Raw genomic sequence first — 19024 nt, forward strand, 5'->3', positions numbered from 1 at the left:
CGCTGGTGAACATCCAGTTGCTGTCCGGGGGGCATCGGGTCCTGCACCAGAAGAATTCGATGCTGGCCCCGGGGCAGTCCGTCGACTATGAGCTGCAGGAGCATGCCCAGGCGCAGAACGCCCAGTTGAATTTCAGTGTCATCAACGACCACGGGGCCCTGGTGCGTTATCGGTTGTCCTCGGGTGACTGGACCCAGGGCCAGGCGCAACCGCTGGACAGTTAGCGTCTCCGATCGTTATCCGATTTTTCTTTCAATGCCGGGCCCCGTGCGCAGGTCAGGGCGTTGCGCGCGCGGAAAAGGAATTCGCCTGGAACACACTTCAAGCTATTGAGTGAAGGTTGCAAATGGACTGGCTTTATCAGCGAACAAAGGAAGTTCTCGGGTTATCACATCATGAGGGCGCCGGTGGTTTCGTCCGCGCCCTGTTTGAGCAGGCACGAGGTCCATGGGGCTTCAAATGGTCATTGGGGGTGGTGCTGATCGCGCCGGGCGCTGCCTTTTCCGAGCCGTCGGGCGATGAAAACAGGCAGGGACCGCGCTTCAATACCGCCTTCATCCACGGCGGCGAACAGGCGGCGGACCTCAAGGCCTTTCTGGAGGGCAACAGCGTACTGCCGGGGACCTACCGGGTGGATATCTACCTCAATCGCAACCTCAGTGCGCGCCGAGACCTGTTATTTGTCCGCAACGCCGCGAACGGCCAGGTCGAACCTTGCCTGACGTTGCCGGTACTCGACGACCTGGGGCTGGACCTGGAGCGCCTGCGCAGCCTCGGGGTGTTGACCGAGGGCGGGGCACCCGAGCAGTGCTTCGATTGGCGCCGCCTGGACCAGGCCAGCGTCGACTACCAGCCCAATAGCCTGCAACTGAACATCAGCGTGCCGCAGATCGCCTTGCGCCGCAGCGCCCGTGGCTATATCTCGCCGCAATTGTGGGACCGTGGCGTGAACAGCGGATTCATCGACTACAGCTTTACCGGCAACCGCCGCGAGGTGAGCGGGGTGCGCACCGACAGCTATTACCTGGGTCTGAACAACGGTTTGAACCTGGGCGACTGGCGTCTGCGCAACCAGTCCTCGCTGTTGCAAGGTACCGATCAATCGGCGCGTTGGAGCAGCAACAGCACCTTCGCCCAGCGCGACCTGACCGCCTGGAAGAGCCAACTGACCCTGGGCGAGACCTATACCGACTCGCGGATCTTCGACAGCGTGCGTTTTCGCGGTGTCCAGGTGGCCACCGACGACGGCATGCTGCCGGACAGCGAACGGGTGTATGCGCCGACCATCCGCGGCGTGGCCGAGAGCAACGCGACGGTGGAGATCCGCCAGAACGGCTACCTGCTGTACAGCGCCAATGTGGCGCCCGGGCCTTTCGAGATCCGCGACTTCTACCCCAGTGGCTCCAATGGCGATCTGCTGGTGACCGTGATCGAGGCCGATGGTCGGCGTCGCACCTTTACCCAGGCGTTCGCCTCCCTGCCGATCATGGTGCCCGAGGGCACCTTCAGCTACAGCGTCGAAGCCGGGCAGTACGACAGCAACAGCAGCGGCTACCAGACCCCCGGCTTTGCCAGTACTACCCTGATCTACGGCCTGACCGAGCACCTGACCGGCTATGGTGGCCTGCAACTGGCCGGGGACTACCAGGCCAGCAACCTGGGGGCGGGGGTCAATACCGGGCTGGGGGCGATCTCGGCGGACCTGACCCATTCGATCAGTCACCAGCCGGCGGCGGACCTGGGCGGGCAGAGCGTACGCTTGCGCTACGCCAATACCGTGAATGCCACCGGCACCACCTTTGCCATCGCCGGTTACCGCTATTCCAGCGAGCAATACCGTACGTTCGACCAGCATGTGCAGGAGCGCAGCCAGCCCGGATTGATCCTGCCGGGGCGGGCCAGGGACCGCCTGGATCTCAACCTCAGTCAACCGTTGGGCAACGGGACCGTGAGTGTCTCGGCCCTGGAACAGCGTTTCTGGGACCTGCCCGGCACTTCCCGGCAGTACAACCTGACCTACGGCGGCTATTGGCGCGATCTCAACTACAGCCTGTCGCTGGACCGCGCCGAAGTGTTGGATATCAACGGGCAGGCCGGTACCGACCATCAATTGACCCTGACGCTTTCGCTGCCGCTGGGCAGTCATGAGCGGTCGACCCGTGCCTCGTTTACCGGTACGCACGACAGCCAGGGCGGCTCCAGCGCCCTGGCCGGATTGACCGGGCGGCTGCCGGAGAGTCGCGACACCTTCTATTCGGTACTGGCCGGCAATGACGGCAGCGGCGCCGGTGCGGGTTCGGTCAGCCTGAACAGCACCACGTCCATGGGGCGTTTCGAAGCCGGCTACAGCCATGGCCGCGACTTCAACAGCTGGAACCTCGGGGCCCGGGGTTCGCTGGTGGCCCATGGCGGCGGCATCAACCTCGGCCAGTCGCTGGGCGACACCTTTGTGCTGGCCCAGGTGCCCGGTATCAGCGGCGCCCGTTTCAACAACTTCAGCGGTGTCGAAACCGGCGCCAACGGCTATGCGGTGGTGCCCTATGCGCAACCCTACCGGGCCAACTGGATCAGCCTGGATACCCGCAACCTGGGCGCCGACGTGGAGGTGGATAACGCCATCGCCCAGGTGGTCCCGCGGCGTGGTGCGGTGGTGCTGGCGAGCTTCAAGGCCAGTGCCGGCCGGCGGGTGCAGTTCGAGCTGAGCCAGGCCGATGGCAGCCCGATTCCCCTGGGGGCGAGTGTCCAGGACGCAGACGGCCGGACATTGGCGGTGGTCGACCCGAGCAGTCGCGCGCTGGTGCTCAGTGAGCAGGAGCAAGGTGTCTTGACCGTCAGTTGGTCGGATCGGCGCTGCCGGTTTTCGTTCAAGCTGCCCCCTCGGGACCCGCAACGGAGCTACGAGCGGATTCGAGGTGTGTGCCGGTGAAGGGCCTGAACCTGATGCTGGTGCTGCTGGGCTTGCTGGCGGGCGGCCCGCTGCAGGCCGCGGTGTCCCTCAGCGGTACGCGGCTGGTGTTCGACGGGCGCTTTCGCGAGGTGAGTATCGAAGCGCGCAACCGTGGCACGGAGGAGGTCCTGTTGCAGGCCTGGTTGAGCGATGCGAACGAGGGGCCGGAGCCGTCGGCGAACCTGCCCTTTGTGCTGACGCCGCCGTTGGCGCGGCTGGCACCCGAAAGTCGCCAGGTCTTGCGCCTGATGTACGAAGGGCTGGGCATGCCGGCGGGGCGTGAGTCGCTGCTGCACCTGTATGTGCTGGAGATTCCCCGCAGCCGTCCGGGCGACGGGCTGCTGAACATCGCGATCCGCCAGCGGATCAATGTGCTGTACCGCCCGCCGGGGCTGCCGGGCGATCCGGCGGCCACCCCGCAGCGCCTGAACTGGACGCTGGTGCGTGATGACAGTGGCGTCCATCGGCTGCGGGTGGAGAACCCGACGGTGTTCCACGCCGCCCTGTTGAACATTCAGGTCGAGGAGGACCCGCTCCAGGGCACCCCCCAGCATCTGGGGGACGATCTGCTGGTCCCGCCGGGAGAACGCCGGGAGCTGATCCTGGCCCGTTCCCCGGCGCAGCACCTGCGCTTCAAGGCATTGACCGACTATGGCGGCCAGCGCGTCTACCGCGCACGGCTGGCCTTCGGTACCCCCTTCAATGCATCACTGAGTGCCGACACCGCCCATTCCGAACAGAAGGTTTCATCCCATGACTAAGCTTGATTGCCGTGCCTGGTTGCGTCCGTTGCTGTGCCTCGGACTCTTGAGTCCGGCCAGCGCGTTTGCCCTGACCTGCACGTTGCAGGGCAGTGGTGCCACCCTTGTCAACGCCGACCTGGGCAGCACGGTCGCGATACCGGCCTCGTCCCCCAACGGCAGCGTGATCTGGCGCTCGGAACCGCTCAACCTGGCGGTCGATTGCGTCCGGGACAACCCCCAGGGCGGGGACGAGGACGTGTTCATCTACCTCAACCCGGCCGGCCAGGTGATCGGCCAGGGCATCCGTGCCGGCTTGACCCATGACGGTGTCGATCATCACCAGAGCAGCGGGCGAATCGCCACCGGGCGGCGTGTACCGGGCTGCCTCGAGGGGACGTGCCCGCCCTTGAGTTTCAACCTGGCCTTCTCGGTGTTCATCGAGAAGTTCGGGCCCACGCCGCCTTCGGGGGTGGCGAGCAACCTGCAGGACTATCGCCTGTTTCAACTGGACGGGGGCGCGGGACCGAGTGCGGCTGGGCGTTCGCTCAATTATGTGATCAATAACCTGGCGGGCCTGCGTTTCGTCGCCTGTGATGCCGAGCTGCAGGTGATTCCCGAGACAGTCGACTTCGGGCGGGTCGCCATCGAGCGGGTGGTCATGGGCGAGGTGGCCGCGCGTCGTCCATTCGCCCTGCACACCAGCCGAACCTGTGACACCGCGTTCAGTCTGGACGCCCGCTTGAAACCGGTGTCGGGTAGCGTGTCCGGGGACTTGCTGATCCCCCAGGGCAATGACGGGGTGGGGATCCGGATCGTTCGGGCGGACGGAGGCCAGGGGATTCCCTATGACCGCTCCTTTCATCTGGCCGAACTGCTGGGCGAAACCCGGGCGGCCATGGCACGGTTCGACGCCGAGCTGGTGTGGAACAGCGACCGGCCCAAGGCCGGGCCGTTCTCCGCCGGGGTGGTGGTCGATTTGTTCTATAAATGACCGTGGGCGGCGGCGCGGGCAGGGCGCTCGCAGGTATACTGCGACCTTTCGGTTCGACCTGATCCGTCCCGCCTTTTCGGAGCTTCCATGACTTCCCCTGAACAACCGTCCGTTTCCGCTAACCCGGGTGAGGAACCTGTGGTCGAGGCCGAGCTTGCGGTCGGCGAAAAGCCCGCCATCCCGGCTTTCAGCTTTCCGTTCAAGCCCGCTGAATTTGCCGCGGCGAAAAAGACCGGCCAGACCTGGCACCAGAAAGGTGGCAAGGACGGGCATCACGAGAGGCCGGGCCGCGCGCCCAATGGCACGCGCCGGTCCATGGGCAAACGCTGAGTCGCGCTCGGCGTTTCACCGCATACATCGCCCTACGCCCCCCTGTAGGAGCCGGCTTGCTGGCGATGAGAGGCAAGACGGTATCTACAAGGGGGGATTGTCGTCGAATTGTCATGAAATGGGCTAAATGCCAGTATCATGAGCTGGATCAGTGTTTTGCTTTTCCGTGCGCTTAGAGTCGACGCCCTGCCGACTCCTCTCACTCTCCGAGCGCGCTTTCGATGAAGATCAATCTCCCGATTACCGGGCGAAATGTAGACGTCGCCTTTGATGCCAACATCCTTTCGACCACCGATCTGGACAGCGCGATAACCTACGCCAATCCCGACTTCATCAGGATCAGCGGTTACAGCCGCGAGGAGTTGCTGGGCTCGCCACATAACCTGCTGCGCCATCCGGACATGCCCGGCGAGGCGTTCGCGCATATGTGGCAGACCCTCAAGGGCGGGCGCTCGTGGATGGGGCTGGTGAAGAATCGCTGCAAGAATGGTGATCACTACTGGGTCAGTGCCTACGCCACCCCCGTGACCCGCGACGGCCAGACGGTGGAGTACCAGTCGGTGAGGACCCGGCCCGGCGCCGCGGAGATCGAGGCCGCCGAGCGCTGGTACGGCTGGTTGCGCAACGGGCGCTTGCCCTGGCGTCAGCGCCTGCCCCGCCTGAGCCTGCAGACCCGGCTCTGGGCGCAATCCAGCGTGGCCTTCGCGGTTGTCCTGGTGCTGGGGCACGGCTTTGCCGGGCTGTCGGTGGAGGTCGAACTGGGGCTCTGGGCCCTGGGCAGTGTGCTGGTCGGCGCGCTGACCCATTGGGCCCTACGTCCGTTTGCGCAACTGACGGCGCGCGCCCGAGAGATTGCCGACAACCCCTTGAGCCAGGCGATCTATACCGGCCGTAGCGACGAGTTCGGCCAGATCGGCTTTGCCCTGAATATGCTGGAGGCCCAGGTCGGTGCGGTGGTGGGGCGTATCGGCGATGCCTCGCTGCGCCTGTCCGGGCATGCCCAGGCGCTGGCCCGGGATATTCAAAGCAGTCACGGCAGTACCTTGGATCAACAGGCCGAAACCGACCAGGTCGCAGCGGCCATCCAGCAGATGAGCGTCAGCGTGGCCCAGGTCGCCAGCAATGCCCAGCAGGCGTCCGAAGCGGCCGACCAGGTGGGTAGCGAAACCCGTGAGGGGCATCATCTGGTGGGGGAAAGTCGCAGCGCGGTGTTGCGCCTGGCCGACGAACTGGCGCGGGCCACCGAGGTCATCCTGCACCTGGAAAGCCACAGCACCGAGATTTCCACGGTGCTGGAAGTGATCCGCGGAATTGCCGACCAGACCAACCTGCTGGCGCTCAATGCCGCCATCGAAGCCGCCCGCGCCGGGGAGCAGGGCCGCGGGTTCGCGGTGGTGGCCGACGAGGTGCGTGGGCTGGCCCAGCGTACGCAGCAGTCGACCAACGAAATCCAGCGGATGATCAGCAACCTGCAGGACGGCGCGCGCAATGCGGTGACGGTGATGCAGCAGAGCAGCCAGCAGGCCGAGGACAGTGTGCAGCAGGTCCAGCAGGCGGCCGATGCCCTGGCCGGGATCAGTCAGCGGGTCAGCCGGATCACCCAGATGAGCCAGCAGATCGCTTCGGCGGTGGAGGAGCAGAGCAGCGTCAGCGAGGACATCAGCCGCAATATCGTCAGCATCCGCAATGCCTGCGAGGCGCTGGTCAGTGTCGGCAAGCAGAGCCATCTCAACTCGGGCGATGTGGCGGGACTCGCCGACGACCTGCGCTCACTGGCCCAGGAGTTCTGGCGCAAGCGCTGTTGAGCGCGGCCCCCGCAGGAGTGGGGCTCAGGCTGCCTGCAAGGCGATAAAGGCATAGGTTGTCGCCGCTTCGCTCACCACCCGCGCCCCCGCCGCCTGCAACTGGTCGGCGATGCCCGGGCCGGAGACATGAAAACTCCACTCGCCCGCCGCCGGCCAGTGCGTCAGCTGTTGCACCTGGTCAATCGCCGCCGCGAACGCCGACATCTGCGGCAGGTAGGCGGTAAAGCCGTCCCCCTTGAGCGCCGTGGTGCGAATGCCCAGCCGTGCGCAGATCACTTCCTTGGCCTGGATATCGTCACGGTCGGCCTGGCGCGAGGCCTCGATCAGCCGCGCCAGTTCCGGGTCCTGCAACTGTCCACCGACGATCAGCAGCGGTTGCGTGTCTTGCCAGGACTCGGGCGGGCAGTCCTTGGCCTCGGGCCGCAGCGGGATATGCGGATTGATTTCCATCGGGTAGATCCGGCACACCAGTGGCCGCCGTTGATAGATCCGGCAGAGCAGGTCTTCGTCAAGATTCCGGCAGGGGCCGCTGTTGTAGGCGGCAAAGGTGATGGCGACACGGGCTTCAGTGCGACCGCTGGGCACGCCCCAGGAGCGGCGCAGCACATGATCGCGTTGTGCTTCCGGCAGGCCCGGGCCATCCGTCAGGAAGCCCTCGACCAGGACAATCACCTGGCCGCCGTCCGCGGCCCATTGCCGGGCCTCGGCAAGCGTCAGGGGCACATGGTGATCGGTGCAGCATTTGCCGCAACCGACGCAGGAAAAATGGGTACTCATGGGGGAAACGACCGAAAGGCAAGGACAGGGCAGGGACGGTGACGTAATTCCGTTTTGTTTCGCCGTGGAAGCTTCGGTCAAAGCAAGTTATGCGCCAGCCGCTCAGTTGCTGCGGGCGGGCATGACCGAGTCCCATTCACTGATGACGGCACTCTTGCTCTTCTTGTTGTACAGGCACAATTCGGTGCCCGGCTGGTTCTTCATGTGCGCCTGGGGATAGCGACCGTGCAGCAGCAGGGCGGTGTAGCCGACCTTGTCGTCGAATTGCGCGGGATTGCCCACGGGCTTGACGTTTTTCAATTTGCTGGCCTTGGTGCAACTGGCGACCACGGCCTTGTTGTAGCTTGCCCAGACGTCCGGGCTGGCGGCCTGGGCCTGGCTGGCCAGGGTGACGAAGCTGATGAAGAGCAGGGTGAAGGCTTTCATGACAGGTCTCCCTCAAGGGCGGCGGGCAAGGGGGGATTATGCCTGAGCCGGGCTGACTTCATAGCGTTCGATAAAGCGCATGCCGGCGCGCTCGTAGAGCCGCCTGGCGACCAGGTTGTTTTCCATGACCTTGAGATCGACGAAGGCTTCGCCCCGCGAGGCGAACACCTTGAAGGCCTGGCGCAGCAAGGCCAGGCCGAGGCCTTGGGCGCGTCGCCGCGGATGCACCACCAGGTCCTTGATATAGGCGCTGGTCCAGCACAGGGCGACACCGACCAGGCCGTGCTCGTCCAGAGCGATCAGGCACAACGAGGGATCGAATTCGGCGTCGCTGATGAAGCGTTCGCGCCACTCGGCGAAGCCTTCGACGCTGCCGCCGCCGTCCCGGTAGCCCAGCTTTAGCAAGCCATGCACCGCTTCCATCAGGTCCGCTCGCAACACGCCCACGCGGATACCGCTCGGCCACTGGGGGATGTCCAGCAAGTCGTCGAGGTCCTTTCGCAGCAACTGGCAGTGACGGTCCGGCATTTCAGATCCCTTGGCCCGCGACGGTCCTGGCGGCCTGGATCAGGCACTTGGTCAGTTCCGGCGAGGAAAACTTGGTCAGCACCGCATTGGCCCCGGCCAGCCTGGCCTTTTCACTGTTCATGGCGCTGTCCAGCGAGGTATGCAGGAGGATATAGAGGTCCTGGAAATCCGGGGTTTCGCGCACCGTGCGGGTGAAGGCGTAGCCGTCCATCTCGGACATCTCAATGTCGGAGACCACCACGTTGATCTGCTCGGCGGTGCCTTGCAGCTCCAGCAGGCAACCGATGGCGTCCTTGGCGCTGCGGGCGGTGTGGCAGGTCAGGCCGAGGGTGCGCAGGGTGTGCACCGATTGCTGCAGGGCCACCTGGCTGTCGTCGATCACCAGGATGCGCGCATGGCCGAGGATTTCCGCTTCTTCCATGCTCAGTTCGGTCGGCGTGACGTCGATCTGCACCGGCGCGATGGCGTGGATGACCTTTTCGATATCCAGCACCTGGACCAGCGTCCCGTCGACCTGGGTCACCCCGGTGATAAAGGCCTTGGGGCCGCCGGAGCCGTAGGGTGGCGGGCGGATATCGGTGGTCAGGCAATGGACGATCTTGCTCACCGCCTGGACATGCAGGCCCTGTTTGGAGCGGCTGATATCGGTGACGATCAGGCAACCGCCATCCGGGTCCACCAGGGGCCGTTCGCCGATGGCGCGGCTCAGGTCGATCACCGACAGCGAAGCCCCGCGCAGGGTGGCGATGCCTTTGACGTGGGGATGGGACTCCGGCAGCTTGGTCAGCGGCGGGCAAGGAATGATTTCACTGACTTTCAGCAGGTTGATCGCCATCAGCTTGCCGCTGCGCAAGGTAAAGAGCAGAAGTGACAGCGAGTCTGCGCGGGCTTTGTTGGAAGACATAGAAACCTTCTGTGGAAAAAGGTGGTCCGGGACAGGTTAACCCTGAACGGCTCTCGATGACGGGTTATCGACCCAAGGGGAGCTGGCTTTAGGTGTCATGCACAACTCCCCCGTAGGTTTACTTCAAGTTCAGGCGTTTCGCCATCCGCCCCAGGTTGGCCCGGTCCAGCCCCAGTTCCCGGGCGGCGCTGGCCCAGTTGTGCTGATGTCGCTCCAGGCAGGCGCTGATCAGTTGCCGCTGGTAGTTTTCCGTGGCCTGGCGCAGCTCGACACCGCTCTCCAGGCTCGGCGGGGCAGGGGTTGGCGCTGCCGGGGGCTCTGCCGCCGCCGTCGGCAAGTCCAGATCGGCGGCGCTCAGGCTGAGGATCTTCGGTCGTTCGTGGCAATTGCCCAGGGCTTTCAAGGCGCTGCGCCCGATCAGGTGTTCCAGTTCCCGTACATTGCCCGGCCAGTTGTAGGCCAGCAGCGCTGCCTGCGCATCCGGGCTCAGGCGCAAGCTGCCCAGGCCCAGGCGCGAGCGGTTCTGCTCAAGGAAAAAACCGCTCAACAGCAAGACATCGCGACCGCGATCGCGCAGCGCCGGCACTTGCAGCGGGTAGACGCTCAGGCGGTGGTAGAAGTCGGCGCGATAGCGTCCGCTGCGCACCTCTTCGGCCAGGTCGCGGTTGGTAGCGGCGATCAGGCGCACATCCACCTGATGCTCGCGGTCCGAGCCCAATCGCTGCAGCTGGCCGCTTTGCAGCACCCGGAGCAATTTTGCCTGGACGGTCAGCGACAGCTCGCCGACCTCATCGAGAAACAGCGTCCCGCCATTGGCCAGCTCGAACTTGCCCCGGCGATCGCTCACGGCGCCGGTGAAGGCGCCGCGCACGTGACCGAACAACTCGCTCTCCACCAGGGTATCCGGCAGGGCGGCACAGTTGAGGCTGATGATGGGTTTTTCCGAACGCGGCGAGGCGGCATGGATCGCCTGGGCGACCAGTTCCTTGCCGACCCCGGTTTCACCGGTGATCAGCACCGTCAGGTCGCTGCCGCCCACCAGGTTGATCTCTTCCACCAGGCGCTTGTGGGCTTTGCTCTGGCCAATCATTTCGCGATTTTGCGGGCCGTTGGCCTGGCGATAGAGTTCGGCGCGCTGGTGTTCGTCCTCGACGCGCAACGCCAGGCGTTCGATGCGTTCGGCGGCATTGACCGTGGCCGCCGCGAGGCTGGCGAAGGCCTGCAGGGCATCGAGTTCGATCCGTTCGAAACGCTCCGGGTCGAGGGCGTCGAGGGTCAGCAGGCCCCAGGGGCGTTCATCGATGAACAGTGGGCAGCCCAGGCAGTCATGGACCTCCAGGTGTTCGGTCAAGCCCTCCACCAGGCCGTCGTAGGGGTCCGGCAGATCGGTGTCGCTGTCGAAACGGGTCGGCCCGTGGCTGCCGAGCAGGATCTGGAAACGCGGATGCTCGCTGACCTTGAAGCGCCGACCGAGGGTGTCGGTGCTCAGGCCATCGACGGCCAGCGGCACCAGCCACTCGCCGTCCAGGCGTAGCAACGCGGCGGCGTCGCAGGGCAGCAGGGCGCGCATGGCTTCGAGCAGGCGTCGATAGCGTTCGCTTTCGGGCAGCTCCCGTGAGAGATCCGAGACCAGCGGCAGCAGGGTGGTCAGCAAGAGTTTTGCAGTCATATTGACTCCTGTGGTGTCATAATGACTATAAGATGCTTGTGGTCTTTATGACTAATATTATTTTAAGTTGTTGATTTGTAAAGTTTTTAATTTTGGCATGGAGTGTGATTGATACAGGTCAATTCAGATCAAATCTCAAACCCAGGAGTTGACCCATGCTGAGCGTTCAAGACCGTGCCATCGTCAAATCGACTGTCCCGCTGCTGGAAAGCGGCGGCGAGGCGCTGATCACTCACTTCTATCGGATGATGCTGTCCGAGTATCCGGAGGTGCGCCCGTTGTTCAACCAGGCCCACCAGTCCAGCGGCGACCAGCCCCGGGCCCTGGCCAACGGTGTGTTGATGTATGCCCGGCATATCGATCAGCTCGACCAGTTGGGCGACCTGGTGGCCAAGATCATCAACAAGCACGTCGCGCTGCAGATCCTTCCGGAGCATTACCCGATTGTCGGCACCTGTCTGTTGCGGGCCATCCGTGAAGTGCTCGGCGATGAAATCGCCACCCCCGAGGTGATCGCTGCCTGGGGCGCGGCCTACAACCAGTTGGCCGACATCCTGATCGGTGCCGAAGCGGCGATCTATGACGAGAAGGCCCTGGCGCCCGGCGGCTGGCGCGGTGCCCGTCTGTTCAAGGTCGCGGCCAAGGTCGAGGAAAGCCTGGAAATCACCTCGTTCTACTTCGAACCGGTGGACGGCCAGCCGATCCTGGCGTTCACGCCCGGGCAGTACATCGGTATGAAACTGGTCATCGATGGCGAAGAGGTGCGGCGCAACTACTCGCTCTCGGCGCTGGCGAAGGCCGGGCAGTACCGGATCAGCGTCAAGCGCGAGGCGGGGGGGCGGGTGTCGAACTACCTGCATGACCAACTGGCGGTCGGCGCCACCCTGGAGCTGTTCCCGCCGGCGGGCGAGTTCACCCTGGCGGCCAGCGACAAGCCGCTGGTGTTGATCAGCGGCGGGGTCGGTATCACGCCCACCTTGCCGATGCTCGAAGCCGCCTTGGCGAGCGAGCGGCCGGTGCACTTTATCCACTGCGCGCGCAATGGCCAGGTGCATGCTTTCCGTGACTGGGTCGATGGCCTGGCCGAGCGTCATCCGCAACTCAAACGCTTCTATTGCTATGCCGAGGATGACGGCGTGAGCCCGCCGGCGGACAAGGTCGGCTTGCTGAGCCTGGAACAGTTGGGCGAGTGGTTGCCGCAGGAACGTGACCTGGATGCCTACTTCCTCGGACCCAAGGGGTTCATGGGCGCGATCAAGCGTCACTTGAAAGCCCTGGGGGTGCCAGAGAAGCAGAGCCGGTATGAGTTCTTCGGCCCGGCCGCGGCGCTGGAGTAACCCGCGAGACAGCCGTGGCAGGCGCATCCTCCACGGCTGTCGGGATCAGGGATTGCGCGGCTGGATAAAAATCCCCGGGCGCGTTAATCCCGGTTTAATCGGTTTGTCGTTAATTCGCCGATCATCGTCGGCGATCCTGTGGTGGTTTACCCATACTCCCGCGGACACTGGCGTGGTGTGTTCAATACGCTCAAAGGTCATGGTCAACGTGTAGACTTGTCGGCAATGAATGTCCGTCGGGTTGAAACGGTCGGATCGCGACCCATGGGCCTATGGGACACAACCTCGGTCTGATGGCGCAGCGCGCTGCGCTGCGCTCTGGCCGATCCAACAACGAGTCTAAGGGAAACAGGATGACTGACGAAATGATGCGGCTGGGACGGGAAAAGCGCTTCCTGGTCCTGCTGGGGCTGATCTGCCTCGCCTTGATCGGCGGCGCGTTGTACATGCAGGTGGTGCTGGGCGAACTGCCTTGCCCGTTGTGTATCCTGCAGCGCTACGCCTTGCTGTTCATTGCGCTCTTCGCCTTTATCGGCGCGTCCATGCGCACCACGCGCAGCCTCACGGTGCTGGAAGTGCTGGTATGGCTCAGTGCCGTCGGCGGCATCATCGCGGCGGGCCGGCATGTCTATATCCAGGCCAACCCGGCGGTGAGCTGCGGCATCGACGTGTTGCAACCGATCGTCGATGGCTTGCCCCTGGCGTCGATCTTCCCGTTGGGCTTCCAGGTCGAGGGTTTCTGCGAAACACCGTACCCGCCGGTGCTGGGTCTGTCCCTGGCGCAATGGGCGTTGGTGGCCTTCGTGCTGACGGTGCTGCTGGTGCCGGTGGGCATCTACCGCAATCGCCGGAAAAGCCGCTGACTCCTGCGTCTGGTCCTTGCAAAAACGCCCCGATTCTTTGTACAAGGTCGGGGCGTTTTCGTGTCCGCCAAACCTGCTGAAAGACACCCTGATGCGGGGCAATAAGAGGGGCGAAAAAAGTGCGACATATTGTCACGTCGCAGCGGTCGCACCCGCGGTTTCGGACCTCGATGTCATCTTCTGATTGACAGCCATTCTCGAAAAAGTTCCCTTCCTCCCTCCCGGCATCGACGGTTTGCCGAGGCGGCCTCGACACCCCCCGGATACCCGCGCAACACCCCGTCATGCTTGGTCCAGAGCCTCTTTCAAAAGCCCCGGCACGGCGCTTTCGGGGCGGATCAGTTGTCCGACAAAAGAAAAGATCACAGCTTTTTGTTGAGAATGAAAATCGATACAATTCACGATCGTTGCAAAAACAGTTAATGATTGTTGCCTGAATTGATAAAAAATATTTCAGGATGAGACGTGGTTTATAAAACGCGACCTCACTACAATCGCCGCACTGAATGTCCGGCGCCGCTCTGCCTGAGCGCAATAGGGCGGTCGAAGGGCGCAAGGGCGCTATGCGACCCCAGGTGCTGGCAGTCTTTCCAAGTATCCGCACCAAATGGAATTGGTCTGTAAAAAGGCCTATGACCCAAGAAATCGAATAAGAACTCACGCCCGTTCCAGAGGTGTCGATCGGCGATCGGCGCGACGGACAGGCCCTTATTCAATCGGAAAAAATTGCCAACCCTTGGCAGGGTGAAGTGTTGGCTATCGAAACCCAACTGCATTGCGCAAGCTGCTTTAGAGGTCGTGAGATGAGTAAAACAAGGTATCCCAGATTCTTAGGCTTATTGCCGCTGCTCGGCACGTTGTTGCTGGGAGGGTGCAACATGACCTTGCTCGACCCGAAGGGTCAGGTGGGCCTGGACGAACGTAACCTGATCATCACCGCTACGCTGCTGATGCTGTTGGTCGTGGTGCCGGTTATCTTCATGACCCTGGCCTTCGCCTGGAAATACCGCGCGTCGAACAAGGACGCCACCTACGCGCCAAAATGGAACCACTCGACCAAGATCGAAATCGTGATCTGGGCCGTTCCCGCGATCATCATCCTGTTCCTGGGGATCGTGACCTACAAGTCGACCCACGCCCTGGACCCTTATCTTCCGCTCGAGTCCGACGTCAAGCCGATCACCGTCGAAGTGGTCGCCCTGGACTGGAAGTGGCTGTTCATCTACCCGGAACAGGGTATCGCCACCGTCAACAAGCTGGTCTTCCCGGCCAAGACCCCGGTGAACTTCAAGATCACTTCCGACAGCGTGATGAACTCGTTCTTCATCCCGGGCCTGGGCGGTCAGATCTACGCGATGGCCGGCATGCAGACCAAGCTGCACCTGATCTCCAACGAGAATCATGAGTACGAAGGGATTTCCGCCAACTACAGCGGCGCCGGCTTCACCGGTATGAAATTCAAAGCGACCGCAACCAGCCAGGCGGATTTCGATGCCTGGGTAGCTGAGGTCAAGAAGGCACCTAAACAGCTTGAACAAGCTGAATACGCAGCCCTTTCCAAGCCAAGCCAAGACAATCCGGTCGAGCTTTATTCCACCGTTACGCCGAACCTGTTCCAGACCATCGTCGACAAGTACGAAGGGATGAAACCAGGCAAGCCGGTCGAGCACGAGAAGAAAGAAGTGGCCGCATCGGAAGGGATGGACATGAGTTCGCATTCAGCTGCCGGGGCAGAGGAGTAAACGATGTTTGGTAAATTAAGTTGGGACGCGGTCCCGTTCCACGAACCGATTGTCATGGTGACCCTTGCCATGATCGCGGTCGGTGGTCTGGCGTTGTTCGCGGCGATCACCTACTTCAAGAAGTGGACCTACCTGTGGACCGAGTGGTTGACCTCCGTCGACCACAAGAAAATCGGTGTCATGTACATCGTCGTGGCCATGGTCATGCTGCTGCGCGGTTTCTCCGACGCCATCATGATGCGTACCCAGCTGGCCATGGCCACCGAGGGTTCCCCTGGCTACCTGCCGCCTCACCACTATGACCAGATCTTCACCGCCCACGGTGTGATCATGATCATCTTCATGGCGATGCCTTTCTTCACCGGCCTGATGAACATCGTCGTGCCGCTGCAGATCGGTGCGCGTGACGTGGCCTACCCGTTCCTGAACTCCCTGAGCTTCTGGCTGCTGGTCTCCGGCGTGGTGCTGATCAACGTTTCCCTGGGTGTCGGCGAATTCGCCAAGACCGGTTGGGTTGCCTATCCGCCGCTGTCGGGCCTGCAATACAGTCCGGGCGTGGGGGTGGATTACTATATCTGGGCGCTACAGCTATCAGGGCTGGGTACGACGTTGACCGGGGTGAACTTCCTGGCCACCGTGCTGAAAATGCGTACCCCTGGCATGAAGCTGATGGACATGCCGATCTTCACCTGGACCTGCACCTGGGCCAACGTGCTGATCGTCGCTTCGTTCCCGATCCTGACCGCTACCCTCGCTTTGCTGACGCTTGACCGCTACATGGATTTCCACATTTTCACCAATGAACTGGGTGGAAATCCGATGATGTACGTCAACCTGTTCTGGGCCTGGGGTCACCCCGAGGTGTACATCCTGATCCTGCCGGCGTTCGGGGTCTTCTCCGAAGTCATCTCGACCTTCTCCGGCAAGAAACTGTTCGGCCACCACTCGATGATCTACGCCAGTGGCGCGATCTCGGTGCTGGGCTTCATGGTTTGGCTGCACCACTTCTTCACCATGGGTTCGGGTGCCAACGTCAACGCCTTCTTCGGCCTGGCGACCATGCTGATCTCGATCCCGACGGGGGTGAAGCTGTTCAACTGGCTGTTCACCATCTACCGTGGTCGTCTGCGTTTCACCAGCCAGGTGCTCTGGACCCTGGGCTTCATGGTGACCTTCGCCATCGGCGGCATGACCGGCGTACTGCTGGCCGTTCCGGGTGCCGACTTCGTCCTGCACAACAGCCTGTTCGTGATCGCGCACTTCCACAACGTGATCATCGGTGGTGCGGTATTCGGTTACATCGCCGGCTTCAGCTTCTGGTTCCCGAAAGCGTTCGGCTTCAAGCTGCACGAAGGTTGGGGCAAGGCCGCGTTCTGGTTCTGGATCACCGGCTTCTTCGTCGCGTTCATGCCGCTCTATGCACTGGGCTTCATGGGCATGACCCGTCGTCTGAACGCCAGTACCAACCCTGAGTGGGTGCCTTACCTGTACGTGGCACTGTTCGGCGCGGTCCTGATTGCCTTCGGTATCGCTTCGCAACTGATCCAGATCTACGTCAGCGTGCGCGATCGCAAGCAGAACCTGGACGTCACCGGCGACCCATGGAACGGCCACACCCTGGAATGGTCGACTTCCTCGCCACCGCCGTTCTACAACTTCGCCGAACTGCCGAAGGCCGATGTGGTCGACGCGTTCACCGAAGCCAAGGAAAACGGTACGGCCTACTCGGTGCCCAAGCGCTACCAGCCGATCCACATGCCGAACAACACCGCGACCGGCCTGGTCATGGGTGCCCTGCTGACCGTCTTCGGTTTCGCGATGATCTGGCACATCTGGTGGATGGCCATCGCCGGCCTGGCCGGTACCGTGATCTATTTCATCATCCACGCCGCGCGTGATGATCAGGGTTACATGGTGCCAGTGGACGTCATCGAGCGCATCGAAGCCGAGCAGCACAAGGTGCTGGCGGCTGCGAAGCTGACTCCTGCCACCCGTGTCGAATCTTCGCTGGAAAAGGCTTAAACCATGTCGAATGCAGTGACTCATGCTGGACACGCCCATGGTCATGACCATGGGCACGATGACCATCACCACGACTCGGGCGAGATGACCGTCTTCGGTTTCTGGCTCTACCTGATGACCGACTGCATCCTGTTTGCGTCGATCTTCGCAGCGTACGCGGTACTGGTTAACAACGTAGCGGGTGGCCCGTCGGGCCACGACATCTTCGAACTGCCTTACGTGCTGGGTGAAACCGCCTGCCTGTTGCTCAGTTCGATCACCTACGGCTTCGCCATGCTGGCGTTGTTCAAGGGCAAGAAAAGCCAGGTACTGGGCTGGTTGGCGATCACCTTCCTGTTCGGCCTGGGCTTCATCGGCATGGAAATCAACGAATTCCACAAGCTGATCGAAGAAGGCTACGGCCCTAACCGCAGCGGCTTCCTGTCCGGCTTCTTCACCCTGGTCGGGACCCACGGTCTGCACGTCACCAGCGGCCTGATCTGGATGGCCGTGATGATGTACCAGGTCTGGAAAAACGGCCTGACGCCGACCAACACCACTCGCCTGAGCTGCCTGAGCCTGTTCTGGCACTTCCTGGACGTCGTGTGGATCTGCGTATTCACCGTTGTTTACCTGATGGGGACCCTGTAAATGGCTAATGCACACCATTCCAGTGATGCCAACCACGGCAGCGTGAAGTCCTACATGGTCGGCTTTGTCCTGTCGATCATCCTGACGATCATTCCGTTCGGCCTGGTGATGTACCCGTCGCTGCCGAAGGCGGCCACCCTGGGGATCGTCCTGGTATTCGCCGTGATCCAGGTGCTGGTGCACCTGGTGTACTTCCTGCACCTGGACCGTTCGGCGGCGCAGCGTAACAACGTGATTGCGTTTATTTTCGCGGCGCTGGTGATCGTCCTGCTGGTGGGTCTGTCGCTGTGGATCATGTTCACCATCCACACCGTCATGATGGCGAAGTGAGGTAGACCCGATGTCGCTCAAGCACTTTATCCAAATCACCAAACCGGGGATCATTTTCGGTAACGTGCTTTCTGTGGCGGGTGGCTTCTTCCTGGCCTCCAAGGGGCATGTCGATCTGGCCATCTTCCTGGCGGCCATGATCGGCACTTCGCTAGTGGTGGCCTCCGGTTGCGTGTTCAACAACTGCATCGACCGTGACATCGACCTGAAGATGGAGCGCACCAAGAACCGGGTGCTGGTCCAGGGCCTTATCTCCCTGAAGCTGGCCCTGGTCTATGCAACCGTCCTCGGGGTCGCCGGCGTGGCCCTGCTGTACCGCGTCGCCAACCCGTTGGCGGCGCTGTTCGCGGTGATCGGCTTTGTCATCTACGTCGGCCTCTACAGCCTGTACTTCAAGCGCAAATCGGTTCACGGCACGCTGATCGGCAGTCTGTCGGGGGCGATGCCTCCGGTGATCGGCTACGTGGCGGTGAGCAACAGCTTCGACATGGCTGCCCTGACGCTGCTGGTGATGTTCAGTTTGTGGCAGATGCCGCATTCGTACGCGATCGCGATCTTCCGCTTCAACGATTACCTGGCCGCATCGATTCCGGTGTTGCCGGTGAAGCGTGGGATCCGCGTGGCCAAGAAGCACATCCTGCTGTACATCCTGGCTTTCCTGGGCGCGACGTTGATGCTGACGTTCAGTGGTTATGCCGGCATGAGCTACCTCGCCGTGGCCGCGGCCATGGGCATGTACTGGTTGTACATGGCCTGGACCGGCTACAAGGCAGTGGATGACACGGTCTGGGCACGCAAGCTGTTCGTGTTCTCGATCTTCACCATCACGGCCCTGAGCGTGATGATGTCCCTGGACTTCAAGGTGCCGACCGAGTTGTTGCTGACTTACGCGCACTGAGTTCATGGCCTGACGAGAAAGCCCCGCCTTCGGAAGAAGCGCGGGGCTTTTTCATGTTTGCGCCCCCATAGGCGTGTGTGTC

General features: G+C 62.5%; 17 protein-coding genes and 2 pseudogenes. 14 read left to right on the top strand and 5 right to left on the bottom strand.

Translation table 11 applies throughout. From position 1 onward, the window contains the following. The first annotated feature begins 5 nt into the window (after positions 1-5). The 7 genes and pseudogenes from NUH87_RS22325 to NUH87_RS31330 all read left to right on the top strand — a co-directional run. A complete protein-coding gene (locus NUH87_RS22325; protein WP_338526898.1) occupies positions 6-224 on the top strand; it encodes a hypothetical protein in 219 nt (72 codons plus the stop codon). Positions 225-346: 122 nt separating this feature from the next. Beyond that, the gene (locus NUH87_RS22330; protein ID WP_338522707.1) at positions 347-2926 is read left to right on the top strand and encodes a fimbria/pilus outer membrane usher protein; all 2580 of its coding nucleotides are present in this window, start codon (positions 347-349) and stop codon (positions 2924-2926) included. 14 nt (positions 2927-2940) lie between these two features. Next, the gene (locus NUH87_RS22335; protein ID WP_422393952.1) at positions 2941-3708 is read left to right on the top strand and encodes a molecular chaperone; all 768 of its coding nucleotides are present in this window, start codon (positions 2941-2943) and stop codon (positions 3706-3708) included. Next, a complete protein-coding gene (locus NUH87_RS22340) occupies positions 3701-4681 on the top strand; it encodes a fimbrial protein (protein ID WP_338522709.1) in 981 nt (326 codons plus the stop codon). The genes NUH87_RS22335 and NUH87_RS22340 overlap by 8 nt, the downstream gene beginning before the upstream one ends. Before the next feature lie 87 nt (positions 4682-4768). Then, a complete protein-coding gene (locus NUH87_RS22345; RefSeq protein ID WP_338522710.1) occupies positions 4769-5011 on the top strand; it encodes a hypothetical protein in 243 nt (80 codons plus the stop codon). A gap of 221 nt (positions 5012-5232) precedes the next feature. After that, a pseudogene (locus NUH87_RS31325) lies at positions 5233-5514 on the top strand (PAS domain-containing protein); the annotation flags it as partial. A gap of 306 nt (positions 5515-5820) precedes the next feature. Beyond that, positions 5821-6816, top strand: a pseudogene (locus NUH87_RS31330) (methyl-accepting chemotaxis protein); the annotation flags it as partial. 24 nt (positions 6817-6840) lie between these two features. Here the strand turns inward: NUH87_RS31330 and NUH87_RS22355 are convergent. The 5 genes from NUH87_RS22355 to norR all read right to left on the bottom strand — a co-directional run bounded on the left by NUH87_RS22355 (position 6841) and on the right by norR (position 11120). After that, on the bottom strand, positions 6841-7593 hold the full coding sequence (locus NUH87_RS22355) for a YkgJ family cysteine cluster protein (RefSeq protein ID WP_338522712.1): 753 nt from the start codon (positions 7591-7593) through the stop codon (positions 6841-6843). 102 nt (positions 7594-7695) lie between these two features. Next, positions 7696-8019: a hypothetical protein gene (locus tag NUH87_RS22360; RefSeq protein WP_338522713.1), complete on the bottom strand. Its 324-nt coding sequence runs from the start codon at positions 8017-8019 to the stop codon at positions 7696-7698. A 36-nt stretch (positions 8020-8055) separates the two neighbouring features. Next, on the bottom strand, positions 8056-8547 hold the full coding sequence (locus NUH87_RS22365) for a GNAT family N-acetyltransferase (RefSeq protein WP_338522714.1): 492 nt from the start codon (positions 8545-8547) through the stop codon (positions 8056-8058). Position 8548: 1 nt separating this feature from the next. Beyond that, positions 8549-9451 carry a chemotaxis protein gene (locus tag NUH87_RS22370; protein ID WP_338522715.1) on the bottom strand — a complete coding sequence of 301 codons (903 nt, stop codon included), beginning with the start codon at positions 9449-9451 and terminating at the stop codon, positions 8549-8551. A gap of 118 nt (positions 9452-9569) precedes the next feature. Next, complete coding sequence (norR, locus tag NUH87_RS22375) at positions 9570-11120, bottom strand: nitric oxide reductase transcriptional regulator NorR (RefSeq protein ID WP_338522716.1); 1551 nt, start codon at positions 11118-11120, stop codon at positions 9570-9572. A gap of 155 nt (positions 11121-11275) precedes the next feature. On the opposite strand from norR, the gene hmpA reads away from it, so the two are divergent. The 7 genes from hmpA (at position 11276) to cyoE (ending at position 18942) form a co-directional block, all read left to right on the top strand. After that, entirely contained in the window at positions 11276-12457 is a 1182-nt protein-coding gene (hmpA, locus tag NUH87_RS22380; RefSeq protein ID WP_338522717.1) for an NO-inducible flavohemoprotein, read from the top strand. A 353-nt stretch (positions 12458-12810) separates the two neighbouring features. Then, the gene (locus tag NUH87_RS22385) at positions 12811-13320 is read left to right on the top strand and encodes a disulfide bond formation protein B (protein WP_040070709.1); all 510 of its coding nucleotides are present in this window, start codon (positions 12811-12813) and stop codon (positions 13318-13320) included. Positions 13321-14123: 803 nt separating this feature from the next. Beyond that, positions 14124-15062, top strand: coding sequence for a ubiquinol oxidase subunit II (cyoA, locus tag NUH87_RS22390; RefSeq protein ID WP_338526900.1), 939 nt, complete (start codon positions 14124-14126; stop codon positions 15060-15062). Positions 15063-15065: 3 nt separating this feature from the next. Next, positions 15066-17084, top strand: a complete 2019-nt coding sequence (gene cyoB, locus NUH87_RS22395; protein ID WP_338522718.1) for a cytochrome o ubiquinol oxidase subunit I — start codon at positions 15066-15068, stop codon at positions 17082-17084. Positions 17085-17087: 3 nt separating this feature from the next. Continuing rightward, positions 17088-17714, top strand: coding sequence for a cytochrome o ubiquinol oxidase subunit III (locus NUH87_RS22400; RefSeq protein ID WP_040070704.1), 627 nt, complete (start codon positions 17088-17090; stop codon positions 17712-17714). Continuing rightward, entirely contained in the window at positions 17715-18044 is a 330-nt protein-coding gene (gene cyoD / locus NUH87_RS22405; RefSeq protein WP_040070701.1) for a cytochrome o ubiquinol oxidase subunit IV, read from the top strand. A gap of 10 nt (positions 18045-18054) precedes the next feature. Beyond that, positions 18055-18942, top strand: coding sequence for a heme o synthase (cyoE, locus tag NUH87_RS22410; RefSeq protein ID WP_338522719.1), 888 nt, complete (start codon positions 18055-18057; stop codon positions 18940-18942). Positions 18943-19024: the final 82 nt, after the last annotated feature.

This window comes from Pseudomonas batumici (genome assembly GCF_036585405.1).
Taxonomy (GTDB): Bacteria; Pseudomonadota; Gammaproteobacteria; order Pseudomonadales; family Pseudomonadaceae; genus Aquipseudomonas; species Aquipseudomonas batumici.